The organism is Billgrantia montanilacus (assembly GCF_003336675.1).
Lineage (GTDB): Bacteria > Pseudomonadota > Gammaproteobacteria > Pseudomonadales > Halomonadaceae > Halomonas > Halomonas montanilacus.
The window spans coordinates 328914-344340 of the sequence record NZ_QPII01000002.1; the positions used below are offsets into that span (position 1 = coordinate 328914).

The 15427-nt window shown below is 65.8% G+C and carries 13 protein-coding genes and 1 other RNA gene; all 14 read right to left on the reverse strand.

Annotated features, from left to right (window positions below; translation table 11 throughout):
• Positions 1-47: 47 nt before the first annotated feature.
• Positions 48-773 (reverse strand): cell division protein FtsQ/DivIB, encoded by a 726-nt coding sequence (locus DU505_RS04135; protein ID WP_114477727.1) that lies wholly within the window; start codon positions 771-773, stop codon positions 48-50.
• On the reverse strand, positions 770-1699 hold the full coding sequence (locus DU505_RS04140) for a D-alanine--D-alanine ligase (RefSeq protein WP_114477728.1): 930 nt from the start codon (positions 1697-1699) through the stop codon (positions 770-772). The genes DU505_RS04135 and DU505_RS04140 overlap by 4 nt, the downstream gene beginning before the upstream one ends.
• On the reverse strand, positions 1696-3108 hold the full coding sequence (gene murC, locus DU505_RS04145) for a UDP-N-acetylmuramate--L-alanine ligase (RefSeq protein WP_114477958.1): 1413 nt from the start codon (positions 3106-3108) through the stop codon (positions 1696-1698). Before murC ends, DU505_RS04140 begins: the two co-directional genes overlap by 4 nt.
• 58 nt (positions 3109-3166) lie before the next feature.
• On the reverse strand, positions 3167-4222 hold the full coding sequence (gene murG, locus DU505_RS04150) for an undecaprenyldiphospho-muramoylpentapeptide beta-N-acetylglucosaminyltransferase (RefSeq protein WP_422666999.1): 1056 nt from the start codon (positions 4220-4222) through the stop codon (positions 3167-3169).
• A gap of 29 nt (positions 4223-4251) precedes the next feature.
• A complete protein-coding gene (ftsW, locus tag DU505_RS04155) occupies positions 4252-5472 on the reverse strand; it encodes a putative lipid II flippase FtsW (protein ID WP_114477730.1) in 1221 nt (406 codons plus the stop codon).
• Positions 5469-6848: a UDP-N-acetylmuramoyl-L-alanine--D-glutamate ligase gene (gene murD / locus DU505_RS04160; protein ID WP_114477731.1), complete on the reverse strand. Its 1380-nt coding sequence runs from the start codon at positions 6846-6848 to the stop codon at positions 5469-5471. The genes ftsW and murD overlap by 4 nt, the downstream gene beginning before the upstream one ends.
• Positions 6849-6892: 44 nt before the next feature.
• Complete coding sequence (gene mraY, locus DU505_RS04165; protein ID WP_114477732.1) at positions 6893-7975, reverse strand: phospho-N-acetylmuramoyl-pentapeptide-transferase; 1083 nt, start codon at positions 7973-7975, stop codon at positions 6893-6895.
• A gap of 9 nt (positions 7976-7984) precedes the next feature.
• Positions 7985-9352 carry a UDP-N-acetylmuramoyl-tripeptide--D-alanyl-D-alanine ligase gene (locus DU505_RS04170; protein ID WP_114477733.1) on the reverse strand — a complete coding sequence of 456 codons (1368 nt, stop codon included), beginning with the start codon at positions 9350-9352 and terminating at the stop codon, positions 7985-7987.
• On the reverse strand, positions 9345-10859 hold the full coding sequence (locus DU505_RS04175) for a UDP-N-acetylmuramoyl-L-alanyl-D-glutamate--2,6-diaminopimelate ligase (RefSeq protein WP_114477734.1): 1515 nt from the start codon (positions 10857-10859) through the stop codon (positions 9345-9347). The genes DU505_RS04170 and DU505_RS04175 overlap by 8 nt, the downstream gene beginning before the upstream one ends.
• Before the next feature lie 31 nt (positions 10860-10890).
• Positions 10891-12600 (reverse strand): peptidoglycan D,D-transpeptidase FtsI family protein, encoded by a 1710-nt coding sequence (locus DU505_RS04180; protein WP_114477735.1) that lies wholly within the window; start codon positions 12598-12600, stop codon positions 10891-10893.
• Positions 12597-12926, reverse strand: a complete 330-nt coding sequence (ftsL, locus tag DU505_RS04185; RefSeq protein WP_114477736.1) for a cell division protein FtsL — start codon at positions 12924-12926, stop codon at positions 12597-12599. The genes DU505_RS04180 and ftsL overlap by 4 nt, the downstream gene beginning before the upstream one ends.
• A gap of 8 nt (positions 12927-12934) precedes the next feature.
• A complete protein-coding gene (gene rsmH, locus DU505_RS04190; protein ID WP_114477737.1) occupies positions 12935-13891 on the reverse strand; it encodes a 16S rRNA (cytosine(1402)-N(4))-methyltransferase RsmH in 957 nt (318 codons plus the stop codon).
• Positions 13892-14107: 216 nt separating this feature from the next.
• Positions 14108-14472, reverse strand: an RNA gene (gene rnpB / locus DU505_RS04195) — RNase P RNA component class A.
• A 72-nt stretch (positions 14473-14544) separates the two neighbouring features.
• Complete coding sequence (gene rsmI / locus DU505_RS04200; protein WP_114477738.1) at positions 14545-15402, reverse strand: 16S rRNA (cytidine(1402)-2'-O)-methyltransferase; 858 nt, start codon at positions 15400-15402, stop codon at positions 14545-14547.
• Positions 15403-15427 lie beyond the last annotated feature (25 nt).

Here is a 15427-nt window from a genome sequence, read left to right on the forward strand (position 1 = left end):
AACACCGGCTTCGTTCGAATCCTGTAGCCGTGCATTCAAAAAAGGACTCATCCTGCATCGTCGTTATCCGATTCTTCGATATCCGTTTCACCGTGCCAGGCCACCGCAACGCCATTGGGATAACGCAGGTCGATATAGCGGATATGCTCAGCCTGCTGACCCAGCTGTCGCTGCCAGGCGGCCCCCAGGCGTGCCAGACGAGCCTCGCGATCGCTGCGTCCCAGCATGACCCAGACCCCGTCATCGAGCTGCAGTCGCCAGGCGCCACGGGGTTCGAGCCGAAGTTGGCTGATGGTCAGCCCCAGGGCGTCGAAGCGGGGTACCAGGCGGTCATGATAGGCCAGCACTTCGGCCCCACTGCCCACGGGACCGGCGAGATCGGGCAGGCCGGAAGGAGGCAGTACCGGCGCATAGGCGAAGGGCTCACCTTCGGGGTTCAGCAGGTAGTCGTCGTTCCAACGGGCCACCGGGACCTGTTCGACCAGTTCGAAGGCCAGGGCATAAGGCCACTCCCGCGCCACGCGGACCTCCGCCAACCAGTTGACCGCCCTCGCCCGCCGGCGTAGTGCAGGCAGATCCGCCGACAGCCAGGTCTCTCCCTGTACCAGGGGTGCCAGCTGCGAGCGAAGGTAGTCGGCGTTGACATGGGTGAGATCCCCACGAATCGAGACCCGCTCTATGGGTCGGTCCAGCCACGTCCAGAGCGCCCGCCCCCCGGCCCCGAGCAGGATCAATAGCAGCAGCAGTCCCGTCAGCGAGCCGCGCTTGCTCATGTCCGCTCGATTGGCAAAGTGGTGGCCAGGATACGACACACCAGGGTATCGAAATCGATCCCCGCGTGGGCGGCCGCTTGGGGCACCAGGCTGTGATCGGTCATGCCCGGCGAGGTATTGACCTCGATCAGCCAGAAGCGGCCTTCCCCATCGCGCATGACATCGACCCGCCCCCAGCCTTCACCGCCAACGGCATCGAAGGCTTGGCGGCAGAGCTCACCCAGCTCCGCCTCCTCATGGGCCTCCAGCCCGCACGGCAAGTGGTAAAGCGTATCGTTGGAGACGTACTTGGCGTCATAGTCGTAGAAGCCACCAGGCACCTCGACGCGTATGGCGGGGAGCACCACGTCGCCAAGCAACGAGACCGTGTACTCCTCACCCTCAATGAAGCGTTCGGCCATCACCCGTGCGTCGTAGCGGACGGCATCACGGTAGGCTGCCACCAGCGCTTCCCGGCTGTCGACGATACCGATACCCAGCGTCGATCCCTCATGGACGGGCTTGACGATCAGTGGCAGGCCCAGGTGGGCGATCACGTCATCCCAGTCAGCATCCGGCTCGAGCATCAACGACTCCGGCGTCGGCAGGCCCACCGACTGCCATATCTGCTTGGTCAACCGCTTATCCATCCCCAGGGCAGAGGCCAGCACGCCGCTGCCGGTATAGGGAATGCGCAGCAGTTCCAGCGCCCCCTGGAAGGTGCCGTCCTCGCCGCCGCGGCCATGCAGGGCAATGAAGACGCGATCTGGCGCCAGCGCCTCGAGCCCGCCCAGCCCGCCATCCGCGGGGTCGTAGCCGATGACGTCGACACCGCTGCGCTCCAGCGCTCTCAATACCGCCGCCCCGCTCCTGAGCGACACGTCACGCTCGGCGGAGTCACCCCCATAGAGCACCACCACTCGCCCAAAATCCCTTGCCTGGATCATAGCGACACCTCATCGAGCTTGAGCCGACTCTCGGCCAGCCCCAGGGCGATGCCACCCACATCGCCGGCACCCTGGGTGATCAGGATGTCTCCGGAACGAAGTACCCGGGCAAGCAGGTCGGGCAGCTCCGACTTGTGCTGTACGAATATCGGATCGAGCCCGCCCCGCTGGCGAATGGAGCCCGCCAGTGTCCGGCCGTCGGCGCCGGGAATCGGTGCCTCGCCGGCACTATAGACGTCAAGCAACAGCAGCGTATCGACTTCACCAAGCACCTTCACGAAATCCTCATAGAGGTCACGGGTGCGAGTGTAGCGATGGGGCTGATAGACCATCACCAGGCGGCGCTTTGGCCAGCCAGCGCGAACCGCGCGGATGACCATCTCCACTTCCCGCGGATGGTGGCCATAATCGTCCACCAGCATGACCTCCCCTTCACCGTCGGGCGGCGGGAAGTGGCCATGGACCTGGAACCGACGCCCCACCCCAGCAAAGCCGGCCAGGCCGCGAAGTATGGCGGCATCCTCGACGCCTGCGTCGGTAGCCACGACAATCGCGGCCAAGGCATTGAGGGCGTTGTGGCGCCCCGGCATCGCCAGGCGCACCGACAGCGGTGCGAATCCGTCCGGACGCAGTGCGGTAAAGCAGACCTCGCCACCCTGCTGGACGAAGTCCGCGATGCGGTAATCGGCATCCTCGCTGAAACCGTAGGTCACGAACTGGCGCTGGACTTGCTCCAGCAGGCCACGCACGTGCTCATCGTCGATGCACAGAATGGCCAGCCCATAGAAGGGCAGATTGTGCAGAAACTCGATAAAGGTGTTCTTGAGACGATCGAAGTCACCGCCGTAGGTGCTCATGTGGTCGGCGTCGATATTGGTGACAATCGACACCATGGGCTGAAGGTGGAGAAAGGAGGCATCGGATTCGTCGGCCTCGGCCACCAGGTAGTCCCCCTCCCCCAGCCGCGCGTTGGTGCCGGCACTGGTCAGCCGTCCGCCGATCACGAAGGTCGGGTCCAACCCCCCTTCGCCCAGCAGCGTCGCCGTGAGGCTGGTGGTCGTGGTCTTGCCATGGGTGCCGGCAACCGCGATGCCATGTCGAAAGCGCATCAGCTCGGCCAGCATTTCGGCGCGGCGCACCACCGGCACACGATGCTCATGCGCCCAGAGGATCTCCGGGTTGGCTTCGTCCACGGCGGTTGAGACCACCACCACATCGGCGCTCATCACGTTCTCCACGCCGTGGCCGATGGCGACCTGGATGCCCTTCTCCCGCAGCCTTTCGACGACCGGAGAGGCCTTGAGATCGCTGCCACTGACTCGGTAGCCCTGATTCGCGAGCACTTCAGCGATGCCGCACATGCCGGCACCACCGATGCCCACGAAATGGATGCGCCGGATACGGCGCATGCCCAGGCCACGCCCATGATGGGGCAAGGCTGCCTGGCCGGGAACCGGCCTCAGGGTGCTATCGCTCAAGAGCTGTCTCCATGCAACCGGCCACCAGGTGCTCGACGGCGTCGAGATGCGCACACGCCCTCGAGCGCTGCGCCATGGTGGCCAGGGTATCGGGTTGCAGCAGTGTCGTCAGGCGATTGGCGAGTGACACTGCCGTCATGTCGTGTTGTGCCAGCAGTTCGGCCGCCCCCGCCGCGACCAGGGCACGAGCGTTGGCGGTCTGGTGGTCATCGACCGCATGGGGCAAAGGCACGAACAGAGCCGGCTTGGCGGCGGCAGCCAGCTCGGAAACGGTCAACGCCCCGGCACGGCACACCACCAGGTCGGCCCAGTCGTAGGCCGCCGCCATGTCATCGATGAAGTCGACCACTTCAGCCTCGACCCCTTGTGCGGCATAGGCCGCTCGGGTGGCCGCCTCCTTGTTACGTCCGGCCTGGTGCCTCACCGCGGGCCGCAACGCTTCCGGCAGCTGTGCCAAACCTTCCGGCACACGCTGATTCAATGCCTGCGCCCCCAGCGAACCGCCAACTACCAGCAGTCGCAGAGGGCGGCCGGTCATCGTTCCACTGTCCCGCGGGGTCTCTCCCAAGGTGGCGATATCGGCGCGCACCGGGTTGCCGATCACCTCGGCACGGCCGGGAAAGGCGTGATCGAAGGCGCCGTAGACCCGCTTCGCAAGCCGCGCCAGAGCCCGGTTGGTCAAGCCCGCCACGGCGTTCTGCTCATGGATGATCAGCGGACGCCGCATCAGCCAGGCGGCAAGCCCGCCAGGTCCACTGGCAAAGCCGCCAAGCCCCACCACCAGCTGCGGATCGAGCCCTCGCAGGATACCGGCAGCCTGCCATATGGCACGGGTCAGGTTGAAGGGGGCCAGCAGCCAGCCGGTCAGGCCATTGCCACGCAGTCCGGTCACGGAGATGCGGTTAAGAGGGATACCGGCGGCGGGGACCAGGCGGTTCTCGATGCCGTGTGAGCTACCCAGCCAGTGGACTTCCATTCCCTGTGCCTGAAGCCCTCTGGCCAGGGACAGAGCAGGTATGACATGTCCTCCGGTGCCTCCCGCCATGATCACTACGCGCCGTGTCTTCGCCTCGCTCACTTGCCGACTCCTTGTGCTTCGGGCACCCGGCGCCCGGCCTCGGTCTCACGACGCGCGACGGGCTTCGCTTTTTGCTGCGCCAGCCGAGTCTCGATATCGGCACGCAGCAGTAGCGCCATCATCATGGCGCTGATCAACAGGCTCGACCCTCCGTAGCTCAAGAGCGGCAGGGTCAAGCCCTTGGTGGGGAGCATGCCGGTACTGACAGCAATGTTGATGAAAGCCTGGGCTCCCACCACCAGGGCAATGCCATAGCAGAGGTAAGCCGCGAACGCCTTACCGGCCAGTTCCGCACGCCGCCCTATCGCCATGGCCCGGTAGATCAACAGAGCAAAGAGTCCTACAACGCCAATCGCACCGAACAGCCCCAACTCCTCAGCCAGCACGGCGAACACGAAATCGGTGTGGGCCTCGGGCAGGTAGAAAAGCTTCTGAACGCTATTGCCCAGCCCCATGCCCAGCCAGTGGCCTCGGCCATAGGCGATGAGTGCCTGGGTCAACTGGTAACCGCTGGCGAACTGGTCCGCCCAGGGGTCGGAAAAACTGGTCAGTCGGGCCAGGCGATAGGGCTCGGCGATGGCGACATAGAAACCCAGCACCCCGATACCGCCGAGTATCAGCACGAAGCGAACCCAGGGCGCCCCGGCCATCAGCAGCATGCCCATCACACACCCTGTCATGACCACCACGGCGCCATAGTCGGGCTCGAGAATCAGCAGCACGGCAATGACGCCCATCACCAGCAGGGGACGCAGGAAGGCGCCCCACTGACGCCGCACCTGGGGCAGGAAACGTTCAAGATAGCCGGCCAGGTAGGCAATCAGGCAGAGCTTGGCGATTTCCGACACCTGCAGGTTGAAGGGTATCCCGGGAATAGAGAGCCAGCGCCGGCTGCCGTTGACCTCGCGGCCGACGAATAAAACCAGTACCAGGAGGACAATACTGACCAGCAGCAGCAGCGGGCCGTTGGCCCGCCACCAGGCCAGCGGGGTGCGCAGCGTAAAGCCGGCCGCCACCAGGGCAACGACCACGAAAAGGGCATGGCGCTGACTGAAGTACCAGGGATTGCCGGTCAACCCGGCAGCCACTTCCGTGGAGGCCGATGTCACCATCACCCAGCCAATGAGCATCAGCGCTACGGCGGCGAATACCAGCCAGCCGTCGAAGGACTGGTGCTCGGTCGAGAGACGCTGGCGCAGCCTGGAAAGACGGGTCACGAAGAGACTCCTGTGGCACAGAGGCCGACCCAGCGCCGGAATACCTCACCGCGCTCCTGGTAGTTGGCAAACTGATCCAGGCTGGCACATGCCGGCGATAGCAGCACACAGTCTCCCGGCTCGGCGATGGCCTGTGCCCGCACCATGGCCGCCTCGAGGTCGTCGACCTGGGTCACGCGCACGGCCCCTCCAAGCGCCTTTTCGAGGCGCCCGGCGTCCAGGCCGAAGAGGATCGCTTCACGGCCATACCGGGCGAGGGGATCGGCAAGCGGACGGAAATCGGCCCCTTTACCCATGCCGCCGGCAAGCAGCACGAGCCGACCTTCAAGGGTCGGGCCGAGACCGGCGATGGCGGCCAGGGTGGCCGCCACGTTGGTGCCCTTGGTGTCATTGATCCAGCGCACCCCGCCAATGTCGGCGATCCACTCACAGCGGTGCGGCAATCCGGGAAAGCGGCGCAGCACGCGGCGCATGGCGTCCAGCGGCAGCGCGAGGTGGCGCCCCACGGCCAGGGCCGCCAGAGCATTGGCCTGGTTGTGGCGCCCCGGCAGGCGCACCTCGTCGGCGAGCATCAGCGGCTTGTCGCCGTGCATCAGCCAGTCACGACCCTCACGGCGGCCGACGCCCCACTCACCGGCCGCGGGGGCGCGGGTGGTGAAGCGATCCTGCGCCGGCAGGCGGGTCTCGGGCCAGGTCATGGGATCCTCGGCGTTGACCACCCCATGGCGAGCGCCACGGAATATCCCGAGCTTGGCGGCCCGGTAGCCGGCCATGTCGCCGTGGCGATCGAGGTGGTCCTCGGAGAGGTTGAGGAAGACTGCGCTCTCGGCCCCCAGGCGTGGCGTGGTCTCCAACTGGAAGCTGGAAAGTTCGAGCACGTAGCAGTCGGCATTCGGCTCGTCATCGAGCAGGTCCAGTGCTGGCGTACCCAGGTTGCCGCCCACCGCGACGCGGCGGCCGGCTTCCCGGGCCATCTCTCCGATCAGGGTGGTGACGGTGGACTTGGCATTGGAGCCGGTGATGGCGACGATGGGCGCGCCACAGGCGCGCACGAAGAGCGCGATCTCGCCGACCACCAGGGGATCGCCGGTAGCATCGCGCACCCGCCCGGCAAGTTCGGCGAGCCCCAGGGCGCGAGGATCCACCCCGGGGCTGAGCACCACTTCCTCCACTTCGCTCAGGTCAAGCGACGTCAGCGTGCCACAATGAATCTCGACACCGGGATGCGCCGCACGGAAATCGTCGACATCGGGCGGAACGGCACGGGTATCGGCCACCATGTAGGGCACCCCCTGGCGCGACAGGTGCCGGCATATGGCACGACCGGATATACCGAGCCCGACCACCAGGGTCATACCCTTCGGCACCTTATGCATGCTCGACTCCTGTCCGTTGCACAGAATAGGCCAGACCTGGTGACTCAGCGTATCTTCAGGGTAGCCAGGCCGATCAACACCATTACCACGGTGATGATCCAGAAGCGCACGATGACACGCGGCTCGGGCCATCCCTTGAGTTCGAAGTGATGGTGCAGCGGCGCCATGCGGAAGATACGGCGCCCCGTCAGCTTGTACGAGCCTACCTGAAGGATCACCGAGACCGTCTCCATGACGAAGATTCCGCCCATGATGAAGAGCACGATCTCCTGGCGAACGATGACCGCCACCACCCCCAGCGCGGCCCCCAGGGCCAGCGCTCCGACGTCGCCCATGAAGACCTGGGCCGGATAGGTGTTGAACCACAGGAAGCCCAGGCCGGCTCCCGAAATGGTGGCGCAGAAGACCGCCAGCTCGCCGGCCCCGACGATATTGGGAATCTGCAGGTAGTTGGCGAATACCGCGTTGCCGCTGGCGTAGGCGAATACCGCCAGGCCCATGGCAACCATCACAGTGGGCATGATCGCCAGCCCGTCCAGGCCATCGGTGAGGTTGACGGCATTGGAACTACCGACGATCACCAGGTAGGTCAATACGATGTAGAAGCCCCCCAGCGGTATCACGATGTCCTTGAACAGGGGCACGATCAGGCTGGTTTCCACCGGACTGCCCGCAGTGTAATACAGCACCAGGGCGGCGATCAGGCCAATCACGGACTGCCACAGGTACTTCCAGCGTGCCGGCAACCCCCTGGGATTCTTCTCCACCACCTTGCGATAGTCGTCGACCCAGCCAATGGCACCGAAGCCCAGGGTCACCACCAGCACGACCCAGACGTAGTGCACACTCAGGTCCGACCACAGCAGCGTACTGACGGCGATGGCCATCAGGATCATGGCGCCACCCATGGTCGGCGTGCCGGCCTTGGACAGGTGGGACTGGGGGCCGTCATCGCGCACCGCCTGGCCAATCTGGCGCTCGACCAGCCGGCGAATCATCCATGGACCTAGCCACAGACAGAGCAGCAGGGCCGTCATGGTCCCCAGGATCATCCGTAGGGTAAGGTAATTGAAGACGTTGAAGGCGCTCTGGTATTGCGCCAGGATATTAGCCAGAAAAAGCAGCATGTGTTGCGTTCACCTTGATGCGTCAGCGCGTAGTGTGGCCACGACCCGCTCCATTCCGGCACTGCGCGATCCCTTGATCAGTACGCTTGCCCCGGGGGGGAGTTGATTCAGGACGTGGCGCGTCAGCGCGTCGCGGTCGTTGAAATGGCACCCGCCCTCTCCGAAGGCGCTGCTGGCTGGCTGCGCCAGCTCGCCGCAGGTGCCGAGCACGTCGATTCCCAGTTCCCGCGCATAGCGGCCGACTTCGGCATGCAGTCGGTCCGATGCCTCCCCCAGTTCGCCCATGGCCCCCAGCAGGCACCATCGCGGCCCCGGCAATTCGGCCAGCAGCGACAGGGCCGCCTTCACCGCGCCGGGGTTGGCATTATATGTATCGTCGAGCAGCCGGCATCCGTTGATACCGGGTTCCGGGCTCAGGCGGCCTGGCATGGGTACGACGGCCTCCAGCCGGGCCAGCAGTGGTTCGGGGGCATGCCCCAACGCGATGGCACCCGCCATTGCCGCCAGCACATTGGCCACCCCATGACGTCCCAGCAGGGCCAGTTGCACCCGTCCGCATCGACGCCCGTCCACGACAAGCGTGAAAGCATAGCGCCCCATGGCGTCACAGGCCAGCTCGACGGCATGCACCCGCGCCTTCGGGCCAAAGCCGAAGTCCATCACCGGCCGCGGAGTGGCAAGCCGCGACCAGAGCGGGAAGTAGCGATCGTCGCGATTGAGCACCGCGATGCCGTCGTCGCCCAGGCCGGCGAGAATCTCCGCCTTGGCCTGGGCGATCTGTCCCATGCCGCCGAACTCGCCCACATGCGCGCCGGTGACGTTGGTGATGATCGCCACCTGCGGCTGAGCGAGCATCGTGGTCCAGGCGATTTCGCCCAGATGATTCGCACCGAGCTCCACCACCGCCTGCCGATGGTTGGAACTCAGCGCAATCAGGGTGAGCGGTGCACCGATATCGTTGTTGAGGTTGCCATGGGTGGCCAGGGTCTCGCCGGGGCCGCCCAGCAGCTGAGAGAGGATCTCCTTGACGCTGGTCTTGCCGCTGTTGCCGGTCACTGCTACCAGCGGTCCACCCCAGGCCCGGCGCCGTGCCCGCCCCAGCAACCCCAGGGCCAGGCGGGTATCCGGCACCACCAGCTGCGGCAGCGGGTCGTCTATCGGCTCCTCGACCAGCGCCGCTGCCGCCCCGGCTTCCCGCGCCTGGGTGATGAAGTCATGGGCGTCGAAACGCTCGCCGCGAAGCGCCACGAACAGGGCATCGGGGACCGGCCTGCGTGAATCGGTCACGATGTCATCCAACCGCCTATCTTCCCCGGGAAGGGCCACCCCGAGCGCTTCGGCCACCTCCGCCAGTGTCGTCAGTCCGGGCCTAGGCATCGTTGTCGCTCCCACGCCGCAGCAGTGCTGCCTCGGCCCGTTGCGTATCGCAGAACGGTTGGCGCACGCCATCGATCTCCTGATAGGTCTCGTGGCCCTTGCCGGCGATCAACACCAGGTCGTCGGCGCCCGCCTCTGCCAGCGTCCGATCGATGGCCTCGCCGCGCCCGGCGATGACCCAGGCCTGTCGGCGAGCTTCAGCCGACAGGCCCTCCAGCACCTGGTCGCGAATGGCAGCAGGGTCCTCGCTGCGGGGGTTGTCATCGGTTACCACCAGCCGATCCGCATGGCGCTCGGCGGCCCTTGCCATCATTGGCCGCTTGCCGCCGTCCCGATCACCGCCACAGCCGAACAGGCACCAGAGCTGCCCCTCGCCGGGGAGGTGGTGGCGCAGGGCAATCAGGGCATTTTCCAGGGCATCCGGCGTGTGTGCGTAGTCGACGATCACCGTGGGGCAGCAAGGCCGACGCACCGCCTGCATTCGCCCCGGCACCGGCGCCAGTCGTGTTGCTGCCTCGAACAGCGCTGGCAGGGGGTCTCCCAGACCGTAGAGCGTGGCAATGGCCAACAGCACGTTGTCGAGGTTGAAGCGGCCCATCAGCGGCAGTTCCAGGGCCATTTCCCCCTCGGGCGTGGCCACCAACGCCAGCTGACCATGCTCGGAGGGCTTCCAGTCGAGCACCCGCAGCGTCGCTGCGGCATCGTCGCCCACGGCCAGCACCCGCACCCCTGGCGCCACGCCGGCCAGCATCAGGCGTGCCAGGGGGTCGTCGGCATTGACCACGGCAAGCGACAGCTCGGGGCGCCGGAACAGCCGTGCCTTGGCGGCGGCATAGGCCGCCATGCTGCCGTGATAGTCGAGATGGTCACGGCTCAGGTTGGTAAAGATCGCTGCCCTTAGCCGGCAGCCGTCCAGCCGACCCTGCTCCAGGGCATGGGAGGACACCTCCATGGCGACGCGGCCAATGCCGTCCCGGGCCATGTTGCCCAGCGACGCCTGCAGGTCCAGCGGCCCAGGCGTGGTCAGCCCGGCCTCTGCCAGAGCGGCAGGGCGGCCATGGCCCAAGGTCCCGACGACCCCCGCATCCCGCCCCACGGCGGCACTCAGCTCGGCCAAATAGTGCGTCACCGAACTCTTGCCATTGGTGCCGGTGACGCCGATCAATTCGAGCCCCTCGGGGACCGCGAAGAGCTCGTGGCCCAGTTCGCCCAGGCGTTGGCGCAGAAAGGGCAAGGCCAGCACTCGCTGCTCCTGGGCAGAGGCCGGCAGGGCCTCCCCTGGCTCGGTATGGTAGAGCACCCGTCCGGCCCCGGCGGCCAGGGCATCAGGAAGGAAGGCGCGTCCATCGACACTGACCCCCGGGACGGCCACGAAGATGTCTCCCTGCGACAGGCGGCGGCTGTCGAGCACCAGCCGTACCGATTCTTCCGAGGTGATATCGGGGATTGCCAGGCCGGGCCAGCATCGCTTCAGCGCCGCCTGAAAACGGGAAGCACTCACCTCCATGGGGTCACCTCCGAGGAAAAGCAGGATAGCGTCATCGTATGCGCTGATCTGGCGGCACATCGAGCAGCCGCAGCGCACCGCCGGTGACACGAGAGAATACCGGAGCCGCCACGGCACCGCCAAAGTAGTCACCGGCACGGGGGTGATCGATCATCACAATGGTGACAATGCGAGGGTCGGAAACCGGCGCAACCCCGGCGAACAGGCTGCGGTAGGCATCCTGCTCGTAGCCGCTGGCCGAGGTCTTGCGCACCGTCCCTGTCTTGCCGGCCACCCGATAGCCCGGCACCGCCGCCCGGCGCCCCCCCGTTCCAGGCTGGACGGACTCCTCCATGATGCGCAACAGGTTATGGGCTATCGTCGGATCGATGGTCGGCGTGCCGGGCGGGCCTTCCGGCAACCTGAGCAGCGAGGGGGGCATACGCACCCCGTCGTTGGCGAGTGCCGTATAGGCACTCGCCAGCTGCAGAGCAGAAACCGAGAGGCCATAGCCGTAGGAGAGAGCGGCCCACTGGCTTCGCGACCAGCGTACCGGTGCCGGCATGTGGCCAACGGCCTCGCCAGGAAAGCCCGTTTCGGTGCTCTGGCCGAAGCCCAGGCGACGATAGAGTTCGGGCACCAGGGGTTCGTCTAGCTCAAGCACCAGCCTCGACATGCCGATATTTGAGGACTTCTCGAGAATCCCGGCAAGATCCAGCCGACCATAGTTGCGAATATCGCGAATGGTGAAGCGGTCCAGCATCATCCAGCCGGGCGAGGTATCGACCACGACATCCAGGTCGAACTGACCGCTCTCCATGATCGCCGCCATGGCCAGCGGCTTCATCACCGAACCCGGCTCGAAGACATCGACGATGGCCTGGTTGCGCAGCCCCCGAGGGTCGAGACCGGCGCGGTTGTTGGGGTTATAGGAGGGCTGGTTGGCCATGGCCAGCACCTCGCCGGTGCGGGCATCCATCATCACCACGACGCCACCATCGGCCTCATGCTCAGCCACCGCGGCCTTGAGTTCACGATAGGCCATGTACTGAAGCCGCTGATCGATGGAGAGCACCAGCTCGCCGCCCGGCTGCGCCTCGCGCAGTACGGCCAGGTCGCGGACCAGGCGGCCGCGACGATCCTTGATCACGCGCCGCTGCCCCGGCGTACCCGCCAGGTAGGGCTGATAGGCAAGCTCCACGCCCTCCTGGCCCAGGTCGTCGACATTGGTCACGCCAAGCAGCTGAGCGGTCACCTCGCCAGCCGGGTAGTAGCGCTTGTACTCATGCTGGGCATAGACTCCAGCCATGCGCAGGCCGAGAACGCGCTGTGCCGCCTCCGGCGTCAGCTGCCGCCGCAGGTACATGAATTCACGCTCGCTGAAGCGCTCCAGACGCGCATCGAGATCGTCCAGAGACATGTTCAGGGCCTGGGCCAGCATCAGCCGCTGGATACGATCCTCGGGCACTTCCTGGGGGTTTGCCCATAGCGTCACCACCGGCGTGGAGATGGCCAGCGGCTCACCGTTACGGTCGCTGATCATGCCGCGGTGGGCAGTGAGGGATTCGGTGCGTAGCGTCCTCGCGTCTCCCTGCCCTTGCAGGAACGAGCGATCGATGACATGCAGCGTCACGATGCGCCCCGCCAACAGCAACATGCCGACAAGAACCAGAAAGAGAATCAAGTTGTAGCGCGCGCCGCCCATGGGGGCCGAAGGGGCACGACGGCGTGGCGACACACCGTTACGGGTCTCCGTGCTCATGGTCGGATGACCTCGACTTCGTTGACATGGGGCAAGCGCATTTCCAGCCTCTCGATGGCCAGGCGTTCGATTCGCGCCGGCGATGACCAGGCGCTCTCTTCCAGCAGCAGCTGCCCCCACTCGGTCTGCAGTTGGTCGCGCTCACGCTCGAGATCCTGCAGGCGGGCGTATTGCTCGCGGGTCAGGTGGCTGACGTTGATCACCACAGTGGCAGTGATCAGGCAAGCCACCACCAGCCCCGCCACGACCAGAAGACCAGTACTCGGCATGCTGTCAGGCGCCCAGCGGGACAGGTTGGCGCGTGAGGATTGCAGTCCTTGCTTCATGCCGTACCTCAGACCAGCTTGCGCGCGGCGCGCATGACCGCACTACGGGCTCGGGGGTTGGAATCGACCTCCTCTGGTGTCGGGCGCTGGGCCTTGCCCAGCGGGGCCAGGCGCCTGGCGAGCTGATCATCACGGATCGGAACCCCGCGAGGCAAGTCAGTATCCCCACGCACGTGCTCACGAATGAATCGCTTGACCCGACGGTCCTCCAGCGAGTGAAAGCTGATTACCACAAGATGACCACCGGGGGCCAAGGCTTCCAGCGCAGCCTCGAGAGCCGCATCGAGCTGCTCCAGTTCGCCGTTGATGTGGATACGCAACGCCTGAAAGGCTCGAGTCGCTGGATGCTTGCCCTTCTCCCAGGCTGGATGAGCGACCTTCAGCACATCGGCCAGATCCGCCGTCCGGCTGAAGGGACGCTCGGCGCGACGCGTTACCACGGCCCTGGCCAACCGCTTGGCAAAACGCTCCTCGCCGTAGGTCTTGAAGACATGGGCGATATCCGATTCACCGGCACGAGCCAGCCAGGCGGCCACGCTCTCGCCACGGGTCGGATCCATGCGCATGTCCAGCGGACCGTCGCGCAGGAAACTGAAACCACGTTCGGGATCATCCAGCTGTGGCGAAGAGACACCGACGTCGAGCAGAACGCCATCCAGCCTTCCGTGCAGGCCATGGCGCTCGGCCAGCTCACCCAGTCGCGCAAATTCTCCCTGCTCGATGGTGAAGCGGGCATCGTCGATGTCCGCCGCTTCGGCAATGGCGTGGGGGTCACGATCGATGGCCAACAGGCGCCCCTCGGGGGCCAGCCGGGCAAGAATGGCCCGGGAATGGCCACCTCGGCCGAAGGTGCCGTCCAGGTAGGCGCCGCGGGGGTCGTGAACGAGCGCCTCCACGGCGCCGTCCAGCAATACGCTGGCATGGCGAAAGCCGCGGTGGGCCGATTCAGGTGCGGTTGACGACATGCGCTTCTCTGGATGGTCGGTCGCTGGGTGTACCTACCGGCCTGGGAAACACTGCATAAATGTCTGCTGCGTGCGAATCACTGCGTTGCGCGGTGCTCGAAATCCTCACCTACTACCCCATAGGCTCCGGTTTCTGCGCTCCGTGCGCCTTGTGCTTCATCCCGCTCGCCAATTTATTCAGCGCTTCCCTAGGACCGGTAACGGAAGATTGAAATCAGGGGGAGTCGGCCGATAAGCCGGGTTCTGTCGAGGACAGCCATTCATCTAGGGGCCGCGTCACCACGGCCCTCGAGCAACCTACCCGAACCCGACGCGGGCCACGTCATTGGGTTCCTATTTGGTCTTGCTCCGGGTGGGGTTTACCATGCCACGCACTGTTACCAGGCGCGCGGTGCGCTCTTACCGCACCCTTTCACCCTTACCGGCCTCCCGAAGGAGACGTAGGCGGTCTGCTCTCTGCTGCACTTTCCGTCGGCTTACGCCGCCCAGGCGTTACCTGGCACCCTGCCCTATGGAGCCCGGACTTTCCTCCCCCGACCGACCGCGAGGGCCGGCACGGCGGCGACTGTCTGGCCGACTCCGAGCGCAAGAATAACAGCGCGCCGGGGCCCTCTCAATGTCTTTCCGTGTTGCCTTGGATGGGACAGAGCAAGTCAGCGCGCATCCTTGAGCGCCTGGGCCCGGCCATACCAGACCTTCTTCGGGCCACCCAGCAGCCGTGCGGCCACGGCTGCCGCCTGCTTGACACCGACATCCTCCGACAGCATCGCATCCAGCAAGGCATCGGCCTCGACATCGCCGGCTTCGGGCGCGTCGCGCGGCTCAGCCCCGGCTATCATGATCACGAACTCCCCCCGAGCCTGGTCCGGGTCCTCCTCCATGCGCGCCAGGAGCGCCTCCGCACTGCCGTCCAGAAAGGTCTCAAAGGCCTTGGTCAGCTCCCGCGCCAATACCACTCGTCGCCCACCCAGCGTACCGGCGATATCCGCCAGGGTATCGCGAATACGGTGCGGCGACTCGTAGAACACCAGCGTCTCCTCGCGGGCGGCAAGCCCCTCCAGGCGCAAGCGGCGCGCCCCACCCTTTGCCGGCAGAAAACCCTGGAAGAGGAAACGGTCCGTGGGCAAGCCAGCAGCCGAGAGCGCCGCCACCAGGGCACAGGCGCCTGGCACCGGTACGATGCGCCGCCCCCGGGCGCGCAGCTCCCGCACCAGCACGAAACCGGGATCGCTGATCAACGGCGTGCCGGCATCCGAGACCAGGGCGATATCCTCGCCGCCGGCCAGCCGCTCGTCGAGTTGAGCGACGCGCGCCGCCTCGTTATGCTCATGGAGCGAGAGCATGGGCATGGCAAGCCCCAGGTGGCGCATCAGCCGCGCTGTATGGCGAGTATCCTCGGCGGCAATCACCGCCACTTCGCTCAACACCCTGGCTGCACGCGGCGAGAGGTCTTCCAGATTCCCAATTGGCGTGGCGACCACGTACAATGTTCCCTGATTCACATCAGTCATGTCGGCTCCCTGGCAAGCTCCCCGG

What these genes read in the sequence shown, in the direction of transcription:
- DU505_RS04135 (WP_114477727.1), bottom strand. Translation starts at nt 773, where the DNA reads ATGAGCAAGCGCGGCTCGCTGACGGGACTGCTGCTGCTATTGATCCTG.
- DU505_RS04140 (WP_114477728.1), bottom strand. Translation starts at nt 1,699, where the DNA reads ATGATCCAGGCAAGGGATTTTGGGCGAGTGGTGGTGCTCTATGGGGGT.
- murC (WP_114477958.1), bottom strand. Translation starts at nt 3,108, where the DNA reads ATGCGCCGTATCCGGCGCATCCATTTCGTGGGCATCGGTGGTGCCGGC.
- murG (WP_422666999.1), bottom strand. Translation starts at nt 4,222, where the DNA reads ATGGCGGGAGGCACCGGAGGACATGTCATACCTGCTCTGTCCCTGGCC.
- murD (WP_114477731.1), bottom strand. Translation starts at nt 6,848, where the DNA reads ATGCATAAGGTGCCGAAGGGTATGACCCTGGTGGTCGGGCTCGGTATA.
- mraY (WP_114477732.1), bottom strand. Translation starts at nt 7,975, where the DNA reads ATGCTGCTTTTTCTGGCTAATATCCTGGCGCAATACCAGAGCGCCTTC.
- DU505_RS04170 (WP_114477733.1), bottom strand. Translation starts at nt 9,352, where the DNA reads ATGCCTAGGCCCGGACTGACGACACTGGCGGAGGTGGCCGAAGCGCTC.
- DU505_RS04175 (WP_114477734.1), bottom strand. Translation starts at nt 10,859, where the DNA reads ATGGAGGTGAGTGCTTCCCGTTTTCAGGCGGCGCTGAAGCGATGCTGG.
- DU505_RS04180 (WP_114477735.1), bottom strand. Translation starts at nt 12,600, where the DNA reads ATGAGCACGGAGACCCGTAACGGTGTGTCGCCACGCCGTCGTGCCCCT.
- ftsL (WP_114477736.1), bottom strand. Translation starts at nt 12,926, where the DNA reads ATGAAGCAAGGACTGCAATCCTCACGCGCCAACCTGTCCCGCTGGGCG.
- rsmH (WP_114477737.1), bottom strand. Translation starts at nt 13,891, where the DNA reads ATGTCGTCAACCGCACCTGAATCGGCCCACCGCGGCTTTCGCCATGCC.
- rsmI (WP_114477738.1), bottom strand. Translation starts at nt 15,402, where the DNA reads ATGACTGATGTGAATCAGGGAACATTGTACGTGGTCGCCACGCCAATT.